This is a genomic window from Paenarthrobacter sp. CCNWLY172 (assembly GCF_037402035.1).
Lineage (GTDB): Bacteria > Actinomycetota > Actinomycetes > Actinomycetales > Micrococcaceae > Arthrobacter.
Map to the genome: position 1 here is coordinate 142,622 of NZ_JBBEGB010000001.1, position 17,191 is coordinate 159,812.

Annotated in this window: 17 protein-coding genes; 14 read left to right on the top strand and 3 right to left on the bottom strand. The window is 63.1% G+C overall.

Features of this window, described 5'->3' with window-relative positions; translation table 11 throughout:
* Window position 1: 1 nt before the first annotated feature.
* A complete protein-coding gene (locus WBN73_RS00635) occupies window positions 2–868 on the bottom strand; it encodes a DUF4097 family beta strand repeat-containing protein (protein ID WP_337339199.1) in 867 nt (288 codons plus the stop codon).
* Entirely contained in the window at window positions 868–1,380 is a 513-nt protein-coding gene (locus tag WBN73_RS00640) for a histidine kinase (RefSeq protein WP_337339200.1), read from the bottom strand. The genes WBN73_RS00635 and WBN73_RS00640 overlap by 1 nt, the downstream gene beginning before the upstream one ends.
* A 203-nt stretch (window positions 1,381–1,583) precedes the next feature.
* On the opposite strand from WBN73_RS00640, the gene WBN73_RS00645 reads away from it, so the two are divergent.
* From WBN73_RS00645 to WBN73_RS00665, 5 genes are all read left to right on the top strand, one after another.
* Window positions 1,584–3,251: an ABC-F family ATP-binding cassette domain-containing protein gene (locus WBN73_RS00645; RefSeq protein ID WP_337339201.1), complete on the top strand. Its 1,668-nt coding sequence runs from the start codon at window positions 1,584–1,586 to the stop codon at window positions 3,249–3,251.
* A 154-nt stretch (window positions 3,252–3,405) separates the two neighbouring features.
* Window positions 3,406–3,753 (top strand): molybdopterin oxidoreductase, encoded by a 348-nt coding sequence (locus WBN73_RS00650; RefSeq protein ID WP_337339202.1) that lies wholly within the window; start codon window positions 3,406–3,408, stop codon window positions 3,751–3,753.
* On the top strand, window positions 3,753–6,233 hold the full coding sequence (nirB, locus tag WBN73_RS00655; RefSeq protein WP_337339203.1) for a nitrite reductase large subunit NirB: 2,481 nt from the start codon (window positions 3,753–3,755) through the stop codon (window positions 6,231–6,233). Before WBN73_RS00650 ends, nirB begins: the two co-directional genes overlap by 1 nt.
* A complete protein-coding gene (locus tag WBN73_RS00660) occupies window positions 6,230–6,586 on the top strand; it encodes a Rieske (2Fe-2S) protein (protein WP_207594467.1) in 357 nt (118 codons plus the stop codon). Before nirB ends, WBN73_RS00660 begins: the two co-directional genes overlap by 4 nt.
* Window positions 6,587–6,825: 239 nt before the next feature.
* Window positions 6,826–8,289: an amino acid permease gene (locus WBN73_RS00665; RefSeq protein ID WP_280623434.1), complete on the top strand. Its 1,464-nt coding sequence runs from the start codon at window positions 6,826–6,828 to the stop codon at window positions 8,287–8,289.
* 169 nt (window positions 8,290–8,458) lie between these two features.
* On the opposite strand, the gene WBN73_RS00670 is transcribed toward WBN73_RS00665, so the two are convergent.
* A complete protein-coding gene (locus WBN73_RS00670) occupies window positions 8,459–9,328 on the bottom strand; it encodes a DUF1295 domain-containing protein (protein WP_337339204.1) in 870 nt (289 codons plus the stop codon).
* A gap of 93 nt (window positions 9,329–9,421) precedes the next feature.
* Here WBN73_RS00670 and WBN73_RS00675 point away from each other — a divergent pair, with 93 nt between their 5' ends.
* The 9 genes from WBN73_RS00675 (at window position 9,422) to WBN73_RS00715 (ending at window position 17,044) form a co-directional block, all read left to right on the top strand.
* Window positions 9,422–9,901, top strand: a complete 480-nt coding sequence (locus tag WBN73_RS00675; protein WP_337339205.1) for a MarR family winged helix-turn-helix transcriptional regulator — start codon at window positions 9,422–9,424, stop codon at window positions 9,899–9,901.
* Window positions 9,898–11,766: an AMP-dependent synthetase/ligase gene (locus tag WBN73_RS00680; RefSeq protein ID WP_337339206.1), complete on the top strand. Its 1,869-nt coding sequence runs from the start codon at window positions 9,898–9,900 to the stop codon at window positions 11,764–11,766. Before WBN73_RS00675 ends, WBN73_RS00680 begins: the two co-directional genes overlap by 4 nt.
* Before the next feature lie 8 nt (window positions 11,767–11,774).
* Entirely contained in the window at window positions 11,775–12,194 is a 420-nt protein-coding gene (locus WBN73_RS00685) for a DUF2177 family protein (RefSeq protein WP_337339207.1), read from the top strand.
* A gap of 45 nt (window positions 12,195–12,239) precedes the next feature.
* The gene (locus WBN73_RS00690) at window positions 12,240–12,698 is read left to right on the top strand and encodes an SRPBCC family protein (RefSeq protein ID WP_280623430.1); all 459 of its coding nucleotides are present in this window, start codon (window positions 12,240–12,242) and stop codon (window positions 12,696–12,698) included.
* On the top strand, window positions 12,698–13,354 hold the full coding sequence (locus tag WBN73_RS00695; RefSeq protein WP_207594460.1) for a pentapeptide repeat-containing protein: 657 nt from the start codon (window positions 12,698–12,700) through the stop codon (window positions 13,352–13,354). The genes WBN73_RS00690 and WBN73_RS00695 overlap by 1 nt, the downstream gene beginning before the upstream one ends.
* 156 nt (window positions 13,355–13,510) lie before the next feature.
* Window positions 13,511–14,737 carry a thiolase family protein gene (locus tag WBN73_RS00700; RefSeq protein WP_337339208.1) on the top strand — a complete coding sequence of 409 codons (1,227 nt, stop codon included), beginning with the start codon at window positions 13,511–13,513 and terminating at the stop codon, window positions 14,735–14,737.
* Window positions 14,737–15,564, top strand: a complete 828-nt coding sequence (locus tag WBN73_RS00705) for an enoyl-CoA hydratase/isomerase family protein (RefSeq protein WP_280623428.1) — start codon at window positions 14,737–14,739, stop codon at window positions 15,562–15,564. Before WBN73_RS00700 ends, WBN73_RS00705 begins: the two co-directional genes overlap by 1 nt.
* Window positions 15,561–16,424 (top strand): 3-hydroxyacyl-CoA dehydrogenase family protein, encoded by an 864-nt coding sequence (locus WBN73_RS00710; protein ID WP_207594457.1) that lies wholly within the window; start codon window positions 15,561–15,563, stop codon window positions 16,422–16,424. Before WBN73_RS00705 ends, WBN73_RS00710 begins: the two co-directional genes overlap by 4 nt.
* 26 nt (window positions 16,425–16,450) lie before the next feature.
* Complete coding sequence (locus WBN73_RS00715) at window positions 16,451–17,044, top strand: GNAT family N-acetyltransferase (RefSeq protein WP_337339209.1); 594 nt, start codon at window positions 16,451–16,453, stop codon at window positions 17,042–17,044.
* Window positions 17,045–17,191 lie beyond the last annotated feature (147 nt).

Consider the following 17,191-nt stretch of genomic DNA (forward strand, 5'->3'; position numbering starts at 1 on the left):
GTCAGGCGTGCGTTGTTGCGGGTGAACGCGTCACTGTGATGTCGCCGTAGGCGTTGCGGGCACGGATCTCCACTGTGTCCCTGGATTCGCCAGGTCCATGGGTGACGTCGAGTGCGTTGCGTACCCGTCCATATTTGGTCTTGAGGTCAAGCCATGCCGCGGTACCTTGGCGCACCCCGATGGACAGCGCACCCGCTGCCGTCTGCACCGTGAGGGCGCCCGCGGCCACTTCCCCTACCGTGATGTCACCGTTGGACGTTTTGACTGTGGTGGAGAGGCCTGCCCGATCCAAGGAGACGTCGCCGTTGGCGGCGCTGATGCTGAGCTCGCCGGAAACGTGCGAGATGTAGATGTTGCCGTTGCCGTTCTTGACGGTGGCAGCCCCGTCGATGTGACGGACGCGGATTTTGCCCGAGCCGGTCTTGATCCTGGACCGTCCTGCCGCGCGTTCCACGGTGACGTCACCCATGTCGGTGTGGGCTCGGAGCTCGCCGCAATGGTCGATGCGGATGTGGCCCAAGTCGGTCTTCAGGTCGGCGGTGCTGAATTCGCCCTCGCAGCGGAGGTCTCCCATGGCGGTCTTCAACTCCAGGCTGCTGCCCAGGGGAACCTCCACGGTGATCTCCACTGCACCCCCGTCGCTGAACCAGCTGTGGCGGAATGCGGGGTGAAGCCTGACCTGCAGGCGGCCATCCGAGTAGTCCACGGTGGTCTGTTCAGCCATCCTGGCATCGAGAGCGCGCTTGGCTTTGCGCGGCTGGACGGTCACCTCGGTATCCGTACGGTCCCGCGCCACGATCCAGATATCGGCGCGGACGGAGACATCAACCACGACGGCGATGGGACCCGGGGTCTGGAAGATTGCCATCAGCGTGCCCATCCTGTGAAGTTCTGTTCGCCGGGTTCGCGGCCCGTTTTTCGTTGGGTCGGGCGGCTTCCGTTGAGGGCATCTGCGACAGCCCTGATCAGCCACGAGTTCACGGACAGCCCTTCCTGTCCGGCTGCATCCTCGACTTGCTGCTTGAGGTGGTCCGGGAGCCGGAGCGTGGTGCGGGACGTGCTGGTGCCGTCGAGGTCCTCAACCACTGCAGTACGCTGTCGTGGCTGTTCCGTGACGGCTTCAAAATCGTTGGCGGAGGAGGGGTTGCTGACCACGAATTCAGGGTCCCGGCCGCGAAGCCTGACATCTACGGAACCGGGGGCCAACTCCAGGGTGATCTCACTGGCTGCGTCGGAAAGGGCCTCCAGCAGAACCAGACGCACGGTGGATTCAAGCGCGGCAGTCAAGCGTTCGCTCAAGGCCCGTGCTTCCGGACCGCCGGCTTCGGCTGCGGTTTCCAGCTGGTGCTGGACCGCGGTGACGTACTGCTTCAGCTGCATGACACCATAGTGACGTCATTATGGTGTCATGCCAAGGGTTTTCCGTCCCCTCATGGCGTCACCCGAAGTGCCCCGGCTTGACGGCGCCACGTTCGCCGGGCAGGCTGGAGCGATGAAGTCTTGAGCGCAGCCCCGTATCTGCGGCTGCATCCCCAGTACCCACACGGCTTTAGCCACCCACTGCGGACTTGCGAGGATTCCTCTTGACTGACCACCTTTACCTTTCCGGCGTTTCCCACGGCTATGGGGATCGCGAACTTCTCAACAACGTTGACCTCGTCATCCACCACGGCGAGCATGTGGCGATCGTCGGGGAAAACGGCGCGGGGAAGTCCACGCTGCTGCGGCTGCTGTCCGGTGTGGAAACGCCCGACGACGGCGCGGCCGGCCTGGGCGGCAACCCCGGCTACCGCGTGGGCTACCTCGCCCAGACCCACGGATTCTCTGAATCGGTGACCGTAGGAGATGCCATCGACTCTTCCTTGGCGTCGCTGCGTTCCCTTGAAACCCACATCCTGGACCTCGAATCAGGCCTGGCCGACGCAGACACCGAGGAACTTGAACTCTACGGAAGCCTGCAAACGGAGTATCAACTCCGGGAGGGCTACGCTGCCGAATCCCGGGTGGAAGCAGCGCTGGACAAGCTGGGGCTGGGAGGCCTGGACCGCCGTCGAACGCTTGGTTCCTTGTCCGGCGGCGAGCAGGAGCGGGTGGCGCTGGCATGCTTGCTGGCCGATCCTGCCGAAGCGTTGCTCCTGGACGAGCCCACCAACCACTTGGACGCGAACGGTACCGCCTGGCTTGAGTCCCGGTTGGCTGCGCATCGCGGCACGGTAGTGGTGGTCTCGCACGACCGTGTCCTGCTGCGTAAAGTCGCCACCACCATCATCGAAGTGGACGCCGACCGCAGGTCCGTTAACCGCTATGGGAACGGCTACGAAGGCTACCTCCGCGAGAAAGCCGCCGAACGTGCCCGTTGGGTCCAGGAATACGATCAATGGCTGGACGCCATGGCTGCCGAACGGCTCCAAGCTGCCACAGTGGCAGACCGTATGGGTTACGGACGCAAGCGCGACAACGACAAGATGGGTTTCGATTTCAAGGCCGGAACCTGGCAGAGCGCGGTCACCAGCAAGGTCCGCAACGCCCAGGAACGGCTCCGCCGGCTCGAAGAGAATCCGGTGGACCGCCCACCAGTGCCGCTGACACTGGCAGCTCCGCTGGGTTCTGTGACCGACGTGATGTCCGAACCTGCGCTGGAAGCCCACGGCGTCAGCGTCCCCGGGAGGCTTCAACCCACCGATCTTAGGGTTGAAACCGGCCAGAAGGTACTCATCACCGGGCCCAACGGAGCCGGTAAATCCACGTTGCTGTCCGTGTTGACGGGGAACCTGGAACCGGCCACGGGGTCGGTGGGCGTCCGCGGCAAGGTGGGCTACCTGCAGCAGGAGCTCGACGTTCCCACGCGGCCGGGGCTGCGCTTGCTTCCGGCATTCGCCGCTGGTCTGGGTGGCAACATCGATGAACACGCGGAAGGCTTGCTTCGCCTGGGTCTCTTCCGGCCCGCCGAGTTCCACGTGCCCGTGGGGGGCCTGTCCGCGGGGCAGCAACGCCGCCTCGCCCTGGCCCGGCTGCTCCTGGGCGGCTACCAAATCATGATTGTGGATGAGCCAACCAACCATTTGGCACCAGTATTGGTGGAACAACTGGAGGCAGCGTTGGCCTCATTCGTCGGGACCCTGGTGATCGTGAGCCACGACCGCGCCTTGGGCGAGTGGTTCGATCACTGTGCCCGCGTTGACGGTTCCGGGCGGAGCGCATCGGCAGGATCGTTTGTACGGTACGGGATGCAGGGCGGCGAATTGCTCTAGTCCACGTAGCGGTGGTCATCACGCGGTTTCCACTGCGGTGAGTTGTTGGCAAAGGGATCGTTACCCCCTGTCCTGCAGGTGGAAACACGGCATCGAGCGTCCCGAAACAACGGCGGAGCACCATGGGAAGGGAACCGGCCGAAAGGACTTTCCCGTGATCATCCAGAATCTCTTCCTGCAGGGCATCTACCACTTTGAAGGAACCGGGCTGGATAAACCGGTTCCCATCCACGCCGAACTCTCGCACTTTGTTCCGGATGGCATGGTCAACCAGACGCTGTACTTCCGTGGCGGCAATTCCAGCCCTGAACTGATCACCGTGGTGTTGATGCGGGACCGCATTCCCCTCCGCTATTTCCCCATCGGGGCCAAGGGCGATGTCCACATCCCGCTCAGGGTGGTGGAAGACACCGAAGGCGGGTCCGTGATCGAACTGTTCATCGTGGCCCCTGCCGGGGTGCGGGGAACCGTGGTGGTGGATCTGGGCATGGTGGAGCACTGATGAAAAAGCGGCTTGTAGTGATCGGAAACGGCATGGCGGGCGCCCGGGCTGTGGAGGAGATCCTGGCCAGGGGTGGTGCGGATCTGTTTGAGATCACCATGTTCGGCGACGAGCCGTACGGGAATTACAACCGGATCATGCTCAGCCACGTCCTGTCCGGTGAGGAAAGCGATGCGGACATCTTCCTCAATGACCTGCCTTGGTACCAGGACAACAACATCACCCTCCACGCCGGGGTCCGTGTGGATCGGATCGATAAGTTCAGCCGGCATGTCTTCGCCGCCGATGGCCGCGTGGTCCAGTACGACTACTTGATCATTGCCACGGGCAGCCGTTCCTTCCTGCCACCCATGGACGGCATCTACACGCCCAGCGGAACGGTGCGGCATGGAGTCTTCACCTTCCGGACCATGGACGACACCCGAAGGATGATCCAGTGTGCCCAACACGGGCTCCAGCACGATCAGCAAGGCAAGGTGGTGGTGATCGGCGGCGGATTGCTGGGGCTGGAGGCAGCGCGGGGGTTGCAGGCTCATGGCCTGGACGTCGCCGTGGTCCACTCGGGTAGTCATCTGATGAGCGCCCAGATGGGGCCCGACGGCGGTGCAATACTGCGGAGAAGCGTTGAGGCGCTGGGCATCGCGGTGCACACCGGAAGCCGGACCACGGCGATCCTGGGCTCGGACCGCATCACCGGGGTGGCCCTGCGCGATCAGCCCAACCTCGACTGCGACATGGTGGTGGTCACCGCAGGCATCAGACCCAACGTGGATGTCGCCGTCGTCAGTGGTTTGGCAGTGGAGCGCGGAATTGTGGTGGATGACCACCTGCGGGTGATGGACGAAGAGGAGATTTTTGCCGTGGGGGAGTGCGTCCAGCACCGCGGCGAGGTGTACGGGCTGGTGGCGCCTTTGTGGGAACAGGCCGCCGTGCTGGCCGACCATGTCACGGGCGTGGACCGCTCCTCGATATATCTGGGGTCCAGGACCGCCACCAAGCTGAAGGTGGCCGGCGTCGACGTCGCTTCCATGGGACTTCATGGCCCGGAACGGGACAGCGACGAGCACATTGTGTTCTCGGAACCCAGCCGTGGTGTGTACAAGTCGATCGTGATCCGGGACAACAAGATGGTGGGCGCCACCCTGCTGGGTGACAGCCGTAAGGTGGCCTACCTGACCCAGGCTTTTGATCAAGGCCTGCCCCTTCCTCAGGAGCGGCTCTCGCTGATGTTCGACCTCGGGTCACCGGGGGAGGAAGAGAGCGTTGCCGAGCTGGCGGACAGCGCCCAGGTCTGCAATTGCAACGGCGTTTCCAAGGGGGCGTTGGTGTCCGCGGTCCACGGTGGGTGCACATCGGTGTCCGCTGCCATGGACGCTACCCGGGCTGGGAAGGGCTGCGGCTCGTGCAAGCTCATGGTGACCCAAGTGGTGGAGTGGGCCGCCGGCGGTGCTGTGGAGGAAGACCCGGCAGCCACCTACTACGTTCCCGGAATTCCGTTGGACAAGGCTTCCTTGATGGCGGAGATCCGGGCCCGCGGGCTACGCTCCGTGTCAGAGGTCTTTGCCGCTTTGGCTCCGGGCAGTGCTGAGGATGCCAAATCCAAGATGGGGCTGGCGTCGTTGATGAAAATGATGCTGGCCGGGGACTACGTGGACGAACGCGACGCACGGTTCATCAACGACCGGGTCCACGCCAACATCCAGCGCGACGGCACATTCTCCGTGATCCCGCAGATGAAAGGCGGGGTGACTTCGGTGCAGCAGCTCCGGCGGATCGCGGACGTCGCCGAGAAGCACAAGATTCCCCTGATAAAGCTGACCGGCGGGCAAAGGATCGACCTCCTGGGGGTGCCTAAGGAAGAGCTTCCACAGGTTTGGGCAGATCTGGACATGCCCTCCGGGTACGCCTACGGCAAGAGCTTCCGCACGGTCAAGACGTGTGTTGGGAAGGACTATTGCCGGTTCGGAACAGGGGATTCCACGGGATTGGGGATCGGGTTGGAGTCCAGGTTCCAGGGAATTGAAGCGCCGGCCAAGCTGAAACTCGCTGTCTCCGGCTGCCCCCGCAACTGTGCGGAGTCCCTGGTCAAGGATGTGGGAGTAGTGGCCGTGGAAGGTGGCCGCTGGGAAATTTACATCGGCGGAGCCGCGGGCGCCCATATCCGCAAGGGCGATCTCCTCGCGACTGTGGACACTTCGGAAGAGGTGACCCTCCTGACAGGCCGGTTCATGCAGTACTACAGGGAGAACGCCAACTGGCTGGAGCGGACGTATGCGTTTGTGCCGCGCGTAGGGATCGAGCACATCCGCAGCGTCATCCTGGACGATTCCGAGGGGATCGCGGCCCGTTTGGATGCTTCCATGCAAACATCGGTGGACAGTTATGTGGATCCTTGGAGCGAACGCGATGATCCGCTGACGCCCGGCCAGTTCCGGACCTCCCTGCCCTTGACAGTCCTGCCGCAGGTGCCGGTCCGATGAGCGCGCAGCCAGTGAGTGCCGGGTCAGTATCTGCCGCTGGATCGAAGGCCCATCGCGTCCTTGGTCCTGTTGACCAAATTCCGTTCGGTGAAGGCCGGGCGTTTGGAATCGACGGCGAGCAGGTGGCGGTGTTCCGCTTGCGGGATGGAAACCTGCGGGCCGTCTCGGGTGTCTGCCCGCACAAAGGCGGCCCGATCGCGGACGGCACCATCGACCAGCAGGTGGTGGTGTGCCCCCTTCATCAACACGCTTTCGAACTCCAAACAGGGTGCTCCACCACGGGCGCCAACCCCCTGCGCGCCTACAGGGTTTTCGCAGATGAGGCCGGAAATGTGGTGCTGGAACTGGGCTGAAAAGCAGCCATTTCCAAGCGGGTTTTGGCCCTTGTCCATGGCTCCTTGTTGCCTGCGTCACGGGCATTCGGGTTAATCCCGTAAGATAGACGGGTTGCGCGAAGCTTCGGCGTTCTGCGTTCTTTGTCACACTTCGGGTCCTCCAAAGAGGAAAAGCTCGAATTTTGTGTGCCAAAGCCGCCTATGTTCCGGCATGGGCGTGACACCTACAGCAACACCCCAACCCACAAGGAACAGCTGTGCCGCAAAGTACTCCCACAGATCTCCAGAGCTCCAAGGCCTCATCTTCAGCCTCGGACTCCAACCTCAGCGCCGAGGGATACCAGAAGACCCTGAGCCGCCGCCACGTCACCATGATCGCCATGGGTGGCGCTATCGGCGTCGGCCTCTTCATGGGTGCCGGCGGCCGCCTGGCCTCCACCGGCCCGGCCCTGATCTTCTCCTACGCCATTGCCGGCGTCATCGCTTACCTGCTGATGCGCGCCCTCGGCGAACTCATCATGTACCGCCAGACGTCCGGCTCCTTCGTGAGCTACGCCGGCGAAATGTTCGGCAAGAAGGGCGCCTTCCTCTCCGGTTGGATGTACTTCATCAACTGGGCCATGACAGGCATTGCTGAGCTGATCGCGATCGGCCTGTACTTCCAGTTCTTCTTCCCGAACGTGCCCATTGAACTGTCCGCCATCGCCGCGCTGGTGCTGCTGGTGGCCGTGAACCTCTTCAGCGTCAAGGCGTTCGGCGAGTTCGAATTCTGGGCTTCCTGCCTCAAGGTCGCCGCTATCGTGATCTTCCTGGCCGTTGGCACTTTCATGGTTGTCACCAACGCCAAGGTGGGCGACGGCAACGCGTCCGTCGCCAACCTCTTCCACGAAGACGGCGGCATGTTCCCCAAGGGCGGGCTGGTGATGATTTTGGTCCTCAATGCCGTGATCTTCGCTTACAACGCCATCGAGCTCGTTGGTATCACCGCAGGTGAGATGGAAAACCCGGAACGCGAAGTTCCCAAGGCGATCCGCGCCGTCGTGGTCCGTATTGTGGTCTTCTACGTTGGTTCGGTGACGCTGCTCGCAATGCTGCTGCCGTCCGACCAGTACGTCGCCGGCACCTCGCCGTTCGTTACTGTGTTCGGCCAGATGGGCCTCGGCTGGATGGGCGATGTCATGAACATGATCGTCATCACTGCCGCGTTGTCCTCCTGCAACTCGGGCCTGTACTCGATCGGGCGTATCTTCCGCACCATGGCCAACAACGGCCACGCCCCGCAGTGGCTCACCAAGATGTCCACCCGCCACGTGCCGTACGCAGCCATTCTGGCGATCGGCGGCGTCTACCTTGCGGGCATCCTGCTCAACATTTGGCTGGGCGGCTCGCACGCGTTCGACCTCGCGCTGAACACCGCGTCCATTGGTGTGATCTTCACCTGGGGATCCATCTTCGCGAGCCAGATTGCCTTGCGGAAGAAGCGCGGCAACGTCTCCAGCCTGCCGATGCCCGGTTCGCCGTGGACCAGCTGGGTGGGGCTCATTGCCTTGCTGGCGATCACCGTGCTGATCGGTTTCGATTCCATGACCGACAAAGAAACCGGCGAGGTGTTCCTGCTGGGCCTGTGGACCCTCGCGACCATCCCGTTCTTCGCCCTGGTCCTGTGGCTCGGCTGGCAGAAGGTCAAGAACAACGAACCCAAGAGCGAGCTCTTCAGCTAAGACTCGTCTGGTTTCCTGCGTTTCTAACGTACGACGGCGCGTGCCTCCTTCCGGGGGCACGCGCCGTTTTCGCGTTGCGAGGCCCGCTTTGCGCCCTATTCCTGGCGCAAAGGGTGCAGAGCGGGCCCCACAACGGGAGGGTTTCGTGTTGTGGGGCCTGCTCTGCGGACTAGCCGAGCTTGGGGATTAACACCGGCGTGCTCTTCTTGTAGGCCTCGTACCCGGCTTCGCCGCCCCAGGTCTTGTCGGCCTTCTTCTCCAGAAGGGGAATGCCACTGACCTTGGTGAGCAGGAGGGTGACGAAGATCGGGGAGATCAGCGCAACCCACTGCCAGCCTTGGAGCACCGGAATCGCGATAATGGCTACCCCGGTCCACAGCAGGATCTCGCCGAAGTAATTGGGGTGCCTGGACTTGGACCACAGCCCGGTGGAGATGAACTTTCCCTTGTTGGCAGGGTTGGCCTTGAACCGGCTCTTCTGCACGTCCGCCACGATCTCGATGACGAATCCTGCCGCCCACACCACGAATCCGACGATGGCCAGCCAGTCCAAAGCCACCCGGTTGGTGCTGGTGATGGCCACCCATGCCGCTGCCGCGGTGAAGACCACCCAGAGTCCCTGCATGGTCCAGACGTTCAGGAAGCGGATGAACGAGGGCTTGATCTCGTCGAAGCGATCGTCCTTGCCGGCTTTGTGGATGCGCCGCGACAGGAAGGTGCCCAGGCGAAGGGCCCACGCGGTAACCATGGCCGCGAGGAGCAGCGAGCGTGCATCGATTCCGGGGGTGGCCAGCACCAGGAGCACCGTGATCACCACGTAGGTCAGTGAGCCGGTGAGGTCGAAGAACTTTTCCGTCTGGGCTTTAAAGGACGGGATGAAGACGATCCATTGAATGATGAAGGCCGCGGCGACTGCTGCCGTAAAGAGGGGAATGCCAGCGAGGCCTTGCCCATGGTGGCTTCCAGCCCAAGCGACGAGCGCCCCCAGCAGCACTACTACGGGAAGGGCAATCAGGCCCTTCCTGTCTGAATCCTTCACGGCGCGGTTCCTTTCGCAGTGGTTCCCCGTAACGTCTCATCGAGGTTTACCTAGCCTGTTTGATGTTCAATCTAATTTGATTACTATATAACCATGCAAAACCATCAGAAGGCTACCGGAGGGCTGGGCCACCCGGCTTCCCGGACCCTGCAAGGTCTCTTCAGCCTCGCGAATGAGACCGAACGTGAGGTTGCCCGAACGCTGGGCCTCAACCTCACTGACTACAGGGCGCTGACCGTCCTGGCGGACTCCGGACCCGTCACTGTCGGAGCGCTTGCCGCGGAACTGGGCGCGACGGCGGCCACCACCACTGCGCTGGTCAGCCGCTTGGAATCACACGGTTATGTTGAACGCATGCGCAGTACCGAAGACCGGCGCCAAGTGCGCGTCAACGTCACCAGCGCAGCAGCCGGCAAGGTCAAGGACCTGATGCTGCCATTGCTGTCCGCCGCCAGCCAGCAGTTGGACGCACTGCCCCCCGAACGCCAGGCCTTCGTCACGGACTTCCTCGACGCCGTCCTGAACCTCATGCAGGACCACCTGCAGTCGATATCAACAGAGGGTGCCCGTTGAGAGAATTCACCTCCCCGCCGCTGGTTGACGCCGCCAACCACCGCAATGCCACCGAATTGCTCATGGAACGCGTGCGGACAAGCCCAGGGCATATCGCTTTCGAAGTCCGCTCGGCCGGTGCTGCCATCACCGATCCGTGGCGGCAGGTCACCACGGAACAATTCGTCGAAGAAGTCCGGGCCCTGGCCAAAGGCTTCATCGCCGCAGGCATCCAGCCAGGTGAATCCCTGGCCATCATGTCCCCCACACGGTACGAATGGGCACTGGCCGATATGGCCGCCTGGTTCGCCGGCGCCGTCGTGGTTCCTGTCTATGAAACCTCGGCGGCACCGCAGGTGACGGCGATTCTGGCTGACGCCGATGTCAGGCTTGCTGTGGGCGGCACAGCAGAGCACGCCGCTTTGCTGCAACAAGGCTTCAACGATGCTGGAATCGAGGCTTTGGGGATCTGGACCATCGATGCCAGGCCCGGAGCGGACCTGGCAGACCTGGTGGAGGGCGGCGCCGGAATCCCGGATCACGCCGTGGAGGAGCGTCGCCTGCTGGCAGACCTCAATACCGTGGCCACCATTGTCTATACGTCGGGCACCACGGCCGCGCCCAAGGGTGCACTGATCACCCACGGCAACTTTGTGGGGCAGGTCCTGAACGTTGCAGGAGCCTACACCGAGGTGGTCCGTGAGGGCGGGAACACCATCATCTTCCTGCCTATGGCCCATGTCCTGGCGCGCGGGCTCCAGCTGATCTGCCTGGCCAACGGCATGCGGATCGCCCACCTTTCCGATCCCCGCGACGTGGTGCCCGCGCTGGGTGCGTTGAAGCCCACGTTTTTGGTGGTGGTCCCGCGGGTCCTCCAGAAGATCCAGGCATCGGCCGCGGCCGCCGCAACACAAAAACGGCTGGGGCGCGTGTGGGCTTCGGCGCAAAGTACGGCAGTGGAGTGGGGCCGGTTTGCCGAAGCGCACGACGCCGACCCTACTGTCCGTGCCTCTGCAGGCCTCCGCATTCGCCGGGCTCTGTTCGACCGTCTTTTTTATGGCCGGCTGCGGAAACTGGTGGGCGGGCGGCTCGATTACCTGCTCTCCGGCGCCGGCGCGCTGGATGCGGAACTGTCCCTCTTCTTCCGCGGCCTCGGGCTGCCCGTGATCGAAGGTTACGGGCTGACGGAAACCACAGCCCCCCTGACGGGGAACCTGCCGGGCGCCATCAACTCGGGGTCGGTGGGCGTCCCCATGCCCGGTACCACCGTGCGTCTCTCAGACCAAGGTGAAGTGCTGGCCCGCGGTGTGGGCGTCTTTGCCGGCTACCGTCGGCAGGCAGACAACGCAGACGCGTTCGTCGACGGCTACTTCCGGACCGGGGACCTCGGCGAGCTGGACCATCTGGGCCGGCTCACGTTGAAGGGCCGGATCAAGGACGTGATTGTCACCGCCGGCGGGAAAACGATCTCCCCGGCCATTTGGGAAGGCTACGTTGAAGGCGACCCGCTGGTGGCCCATGCCGTGATGGTGGGGGAGGGGAAACCCTATCTCGGCGGGCTGGTGCTCCTGGACCCCGAATCCTTGGCCGCATGGGCTGAGCGCGAAGGGATATCCGATCTGAAGGGCCTCCGGATCCCCGACGACGGCGGCGCAGTCCAAATCGACGACGTCCGGCTTCTCGCCGTGATTGGCCAGGCCGTCAGTGCCGCCAATGCGAAAATCGCCCGCTCAGAGCAAGTTCGCCGGTTCGCCTTGCTGCTGACTGACCTCACCGAAGCCAACGGGATCGTGACACCCACCATGAAACTCAAGCGCGGAGCCTTCACCGAGCGAGCCCGCCATATCGTTGACAGCCTCTACACAGACACCCGGCGGCAGGGATGAGCCAAACCATGAAAAGGTGGCTCGGGTCTTATGCCCTGGCCGCGGTGATCTTTGCCGTGATCGACATCGTATGGATCGTCACCGTGGCGCAGCGGCAGTATCAGAGCCAGATGGGGCATCTCCTGGCGGCCAGCCCGCAACCCGTCGCAGCTGTGCTGTTCTACCTCGTCTTCGTTGCCGGGATCGTGCACTACGGGGTACGGCCGGCGAAGGCGGACATTGCGCTGCGCGGGCGGATTCTCGGTGGCGCGCTGTTTGGGTTCTTCACGTACGCAACCTGGGCTCTGACGGCGCTCGCTGTCCTCAAGGACTTCCCGGCACTGGTGGCCGTGACGGACATCGCCTGGGGTGTTGGTGTCTGCGCTATGGTCACGTGGCTCACGGTGGTGCTGCTCCGAAACGTGCTGAAGGGGCGCCCGGCGTCGTAGGCCTTTTCGGTTGGGACTGTCAGGGGTCGGGTCTAGGCTCGATGTATGGAACACACCACCACCCTGACGCAGCACATTAAGGCAGGTCCGGAGAAAGTCTGGGCCGTTATCTCGGACATCCCGGGCTCGGCCGGCACACTCTCCGGCATCGACTCCGTCCAGTTGCTCAGCGAAGGTCCGTACGGCGAAGGCACGCGCTGGAAGGAAACCAGGACCATGATGGGCAAGCAGGAAACCGTCGAAATGTGGGTTTCCCAGGCTGACCCGCCGCGCAGCACTACCGTGAAGGCGCATCAGGGCGGCGCTGACTACACCTCGCGCTTCACCCTGTCCGAGCGCGACGGCGGTACGGACCTTACGCTGACGTTCGGCGCCGAGGTCCTCAAGCCGTCGTTCCTCAGCAAGGTAGGTATGGCGCTCTTCGGGAAAATCGGCATGAGCATGACGCGCAAGGCCCTCGCCAAGGACCTGACGGAGATCGCAGCAAAGGCGGAATCCCTCTGATGGCGGCTGCGAAGGTTGCGGCCCCTAAGATTTCACCGCTCCGTTTGGAAGAATTGCGCGACGACGACGCTCCGGACTTCCAGCGTGGCGAACGGTATGACGGCGTCAGGTGGACCAAGGTTTCTGCCGACGGAGAGGAACTGAGTGGCTCCGACTTCATTGAATGCGAATTGAACGGTGTCTCCTTCAATGAGGCGCAGTTGCGGGGTGCAACGTTCCGCGAGTGCATTCTGGCCGAGCCGTACGCGCCGGTCTTCACCGCCGCGCGGAGCTCCTGGCAGGACGTGGAAATCAGCAACCCTCGATGGGGCTCAGCTGAACTTTATGAGGGGAACTGGCGCTCGGTCCGGATCGACGGCGGCAAGCTGGACTATGTGAACCTGCGCGGCTCCAAGCTCATGGACCTCCAGATCTCGGACTGCATCATCAACGAGCTGGATCTCGGTGGCTGCGCAGGCACCAGGATCGCCCTGAAGAATTGCACTATCGGCACCTTGGACGTTACCGGGGCAAAGCTCAAGGATGTTGATCTGCGGACCTCGGAGTTCCGTGGCATCAACGGATTGGCCGGGCTGGCGGGGGTTGTTATCGATGACTACCAACTCAGCCTCATGGCACCCCTCCTGGCTGGTCACCTCGGGATCCGGGTGGTGTGATCCCGGGTTTCCGGGACTGCTTCGGTTCCTGTGCGGGCCGGTGCAACAGATGACGTCAGCTGTTGACCGTTCCGCCGGGCCGTGTAATCTTTATAGAACGAACGGTCGGTATATTATTCCAGACCGGTCCCTTTCACTTTCGCGAAGGATGTTCTCATGGTCGAGGCTTTTCTTGTTGGCGGCGCACGTACGCCTGTAGGTCGCTACGGTGGGGCACTGTCCTCCGTTCGCCCGGACGATCTCGCAGCACTGGTGGTCCGGGAAGCAGTGGCGCGTGCCGGCGTCGATCCTGACTCCATTGACGAGGTGATCCTCGGCAACGCCAACGGCGCAGGCGAGGAAAACCGGAACGTGGCCCGTATGGCCACCATTCTTGCCGGACTTCCCCTCCACATTCCCGGCATCACCGTGAACCGCCTGTGTGCCTCCGGCCTGAGCGCCATCATCATGGCCAGCCACATGATCAAATCCGGTGCCGCGGACATCGTGGTGGCCGGCGGCGTCGAATCCATGAGCCGCGCCCCGTGGGTTCAGGAGAAGCCCACCACGGCGTTCGCCAAGCCCGGACAGATCTTCGACACCTCCATCGGCTGGCGCTTCGCCAACCCGCTCTTCACCAAGGGCGAGCTCTCACGCGACGGCAAAATGACCTATTCCATGCCGGAAACGGCTGAGGAAGTAGGCCGTGTGGATAAGATTTCACGTGAGGATGCTGACGCCTTTGCCGTCCGTTCGCACCAGCGCGCACTGGCAGCCATTGCGGGCGGTCGCTTCAAGGAAGAGATTGTTCCCGTGACGGTCAAGACCCGGAAGTCCGAGACCGTGGTGGACACCGACGAAGGACCCCGCGAAGGCACCACCATGGACGTCCTGGCGGGGTTGCGACCCGTTGTGCCCGGCGGATCCGTGGTCACGGCCGGCAACTCGTCCACGCTCAACGACGGTGCCTCGGCCATCATTGTCGCGTCGGAAGCTGCCATCAAGAAGTTCGGATTGGTGCCCCGCGCCCGTATCGTCGACGGTGCTTCAGCGGGTTGCGAGCCCGAGATCATGGGCATCGGTCCCGTCCCGGCCACGCAAAAGATCCTGGCACGCACTGGGCTCACCGTGGACCAGTTGGGCGCGGTGGAACTCAACGAAGCTTTCGCCACGCAGTCGCTGGCCAGCATGCGCCGTCTCGGACTGGATCCCGAAATTGTGAACAACGACGGCGGCGCCATCAGTTTGGGGCACCCTCTCGGTTCCAGCGGCTCACGGATCGCGATCACGCTGCTGGGGCGTATGGAGCGTGAACTCGCCTCGGTTTCCGGGCCGAAGCTGGGGTTGGCCACGATGTGCATCGGCGTTGGACAGGGCACCGCAATGCTGCTGGAAGGCGTGTAATGGCACTGAACCCGGAAGACTTCACCACCCTCCTGCTTGAGGAACGCGACGACCGCCTCACTGTCCTGCTGAACCGTCCCGAGGTCCGCAACGCGATCGACCAGACCATGGTGGACGAGCTTCACCAGGTGTGTGCTGAACTGGAGCGGAACCCCAAAGTACTGATCATTGCCGGGACGGACGGGGTGTTCGCTTCCGGCGCCGACATTGGGCAGTTGCGCGAACGACGCCGTGACGACGCCCTGCAGGGGATCAACTCCACCATCTTTGTCCGGATCGCCAAGCTGCCCATGCCCGTCATCGCGGCCTTGGACGGGTACTGCCTGGGCGGGGGCGCTGAACTCGCCTATGCGGCGGACTTCCGCATCGGGACTCCGAGCGTCAGGATTGGTAACCCGGAAACCGGCCTGGGAATCCTCGCCGCGGCAGGTGCCAGCTGGCGGCTCAAGGAACTCGTGGGTGAACCAAAGGCCAAGGAAATCCTCCTGGCTGGTGCCGTGCTTCGCGCCGAGGAAGCCTTGCGGATCAGCCTCATCACCGAAATCCACGAAGCCCCCGAGCTTATGGACGCTGCGCACAAACTGGCCGATCGGATCGGCCGCCAGGATCCCTTGGCGGTGCGCATCACCAAATCCGTGTTCCACGCTCCGGCCGAAGCCCACCCGCTGATCGACACACTGGCCCAGGGAATCCTTTTTGAGTCCCAAGCCAAGTTTGACCGGATGCAGGCTTTCCTGGACAAAAAATCGGCGAAGGCTACGCAAGACACGGACGCGTCCGCCACCTCCGCTCCGACTTCCGGCAACAACGACAGGACCCAGAAATGACCGAAGCTCCCGCCATCCCGCACGTCGTAGGAGTATTGGGCGGAGGCCGGATGGGTGCCGGCATCGCCCATGCCTTCCTCGTCAAAGGAGCCACTGTGATTGTGGTGGAACGCGATCACGAGGCAGCGGCCGGAGCGCAAGGCCGCGTTGCTGAGGCCGTGGCCAAGTCTGCTGCCCGCGGGACCCTGAACGAAACCCCCGACCAGGCGATGTCCCGTTTCAGCACCTCCACGGACTACGAATCCTTCATCCACTGCGGCCTCGTGGTGGAGGCCGTGCCTGAGGACTACGACCTCAAAGTGTCGGCGCTGAAAGCTGTGGAGGAGCACTTGTCCGCTGATGCTTTCCTGGCATCGAACACGTCCTCGCTCTCCGTCACCGGCCTCGCCAACGAACTCCGCCGCCCGGGGAACTTTGTGGGGCTGCACTTCTTCAACCCAGTCCCGGCCTCCACCCTCATCGAGGTGGTGCTGGCCAAGGAGACGTCTCCCGAACTCGCTGTTGCGGCGAAAATCTGGACTGAGGCACTCGGCAAGACCGCCGTCGTCGTGAATGACGCGCCCGGGTTCGCTTCCTCGCGCCTGGGTGTGGCGATTGCCCTCGAAGCGATGCGCATGGTGGAGGAAGGCGTGGCATCGGCTGAAGACATCGATGCCGCCATGGTGCTTGGCTACAAACACCCCACGGGCCCCCTGAAAACTACCGACATTGTGGGCCTGGACGTCAGGCTGGGCATCGCCGAATACCTGCATTCCACGTTGGGTGACCGTTTCGCTCCGCCACAGATCCTCCGCGACAAAGTGGCTCGGGGTGAACTCGGGCGTAAGACGGGCAAGGGTTTCTTCGACTGGAAAGACTAACGCCAGCGGACGGTTAAGCTAACCGGGTGACTTCAATCCAACCCATCACCCTGACCGGAAAATTCGTAACGCTGGAACCGTTGAGCCAGGAACACCATGACGGGCTGGTGGATGCAGCCCGCGACGGTGACCTCTGGAAGCTTTGGTACACCTCGGTCCCCACCCCGGAAGGCATGGCGGGTGAAATCGATCGCCGCTTGGATTTGTTGGCGAAAGGCTCCATGGTGCCTTTCGCCACGCGCTCCAACGCCACCGGCAAGCTCATCGGCATGACGACGTACATGAACATCGACGCCGCGACCCCTCGCGTGGAGATCGGTTCAACGTGGAACGCTGCGTCTGCACACGGCACGGGAACCAACCCGGATTCCAAGCTGCAGCTCCTGCGGCACGCCTTCGAGACACTGGGCTGCCCGGCCGTGGAGTTCCGCACGCATTGGCTGAACCACCAGTCCCGTGAAGCCATTGCCCGGCTCGGCGCCAAGCAGGACGGCGTCCTCCGGAACCACTCGCGCAGCGCCGACGGAGCGCTGCGCGACACCGTGGTCTTTTCCATCCTCGAGCACGAATGGCCCGCCGTGCGCAACGGACTGGAGTTCCGGTTGTCAAAGCAGCGCTGACTGTTCCGGAAAGGTCTTTTCCCCCTTGCCCGGCAGGCGTAATCTAGCCAACACATTGCCCCGGTACGCGGCCGACTGGTGGGCGAGCCGCGACTTCCGCGCATGCGGAACCGGAGCCCCATCGAGCGGTTAAAAAAGGGGATTCAC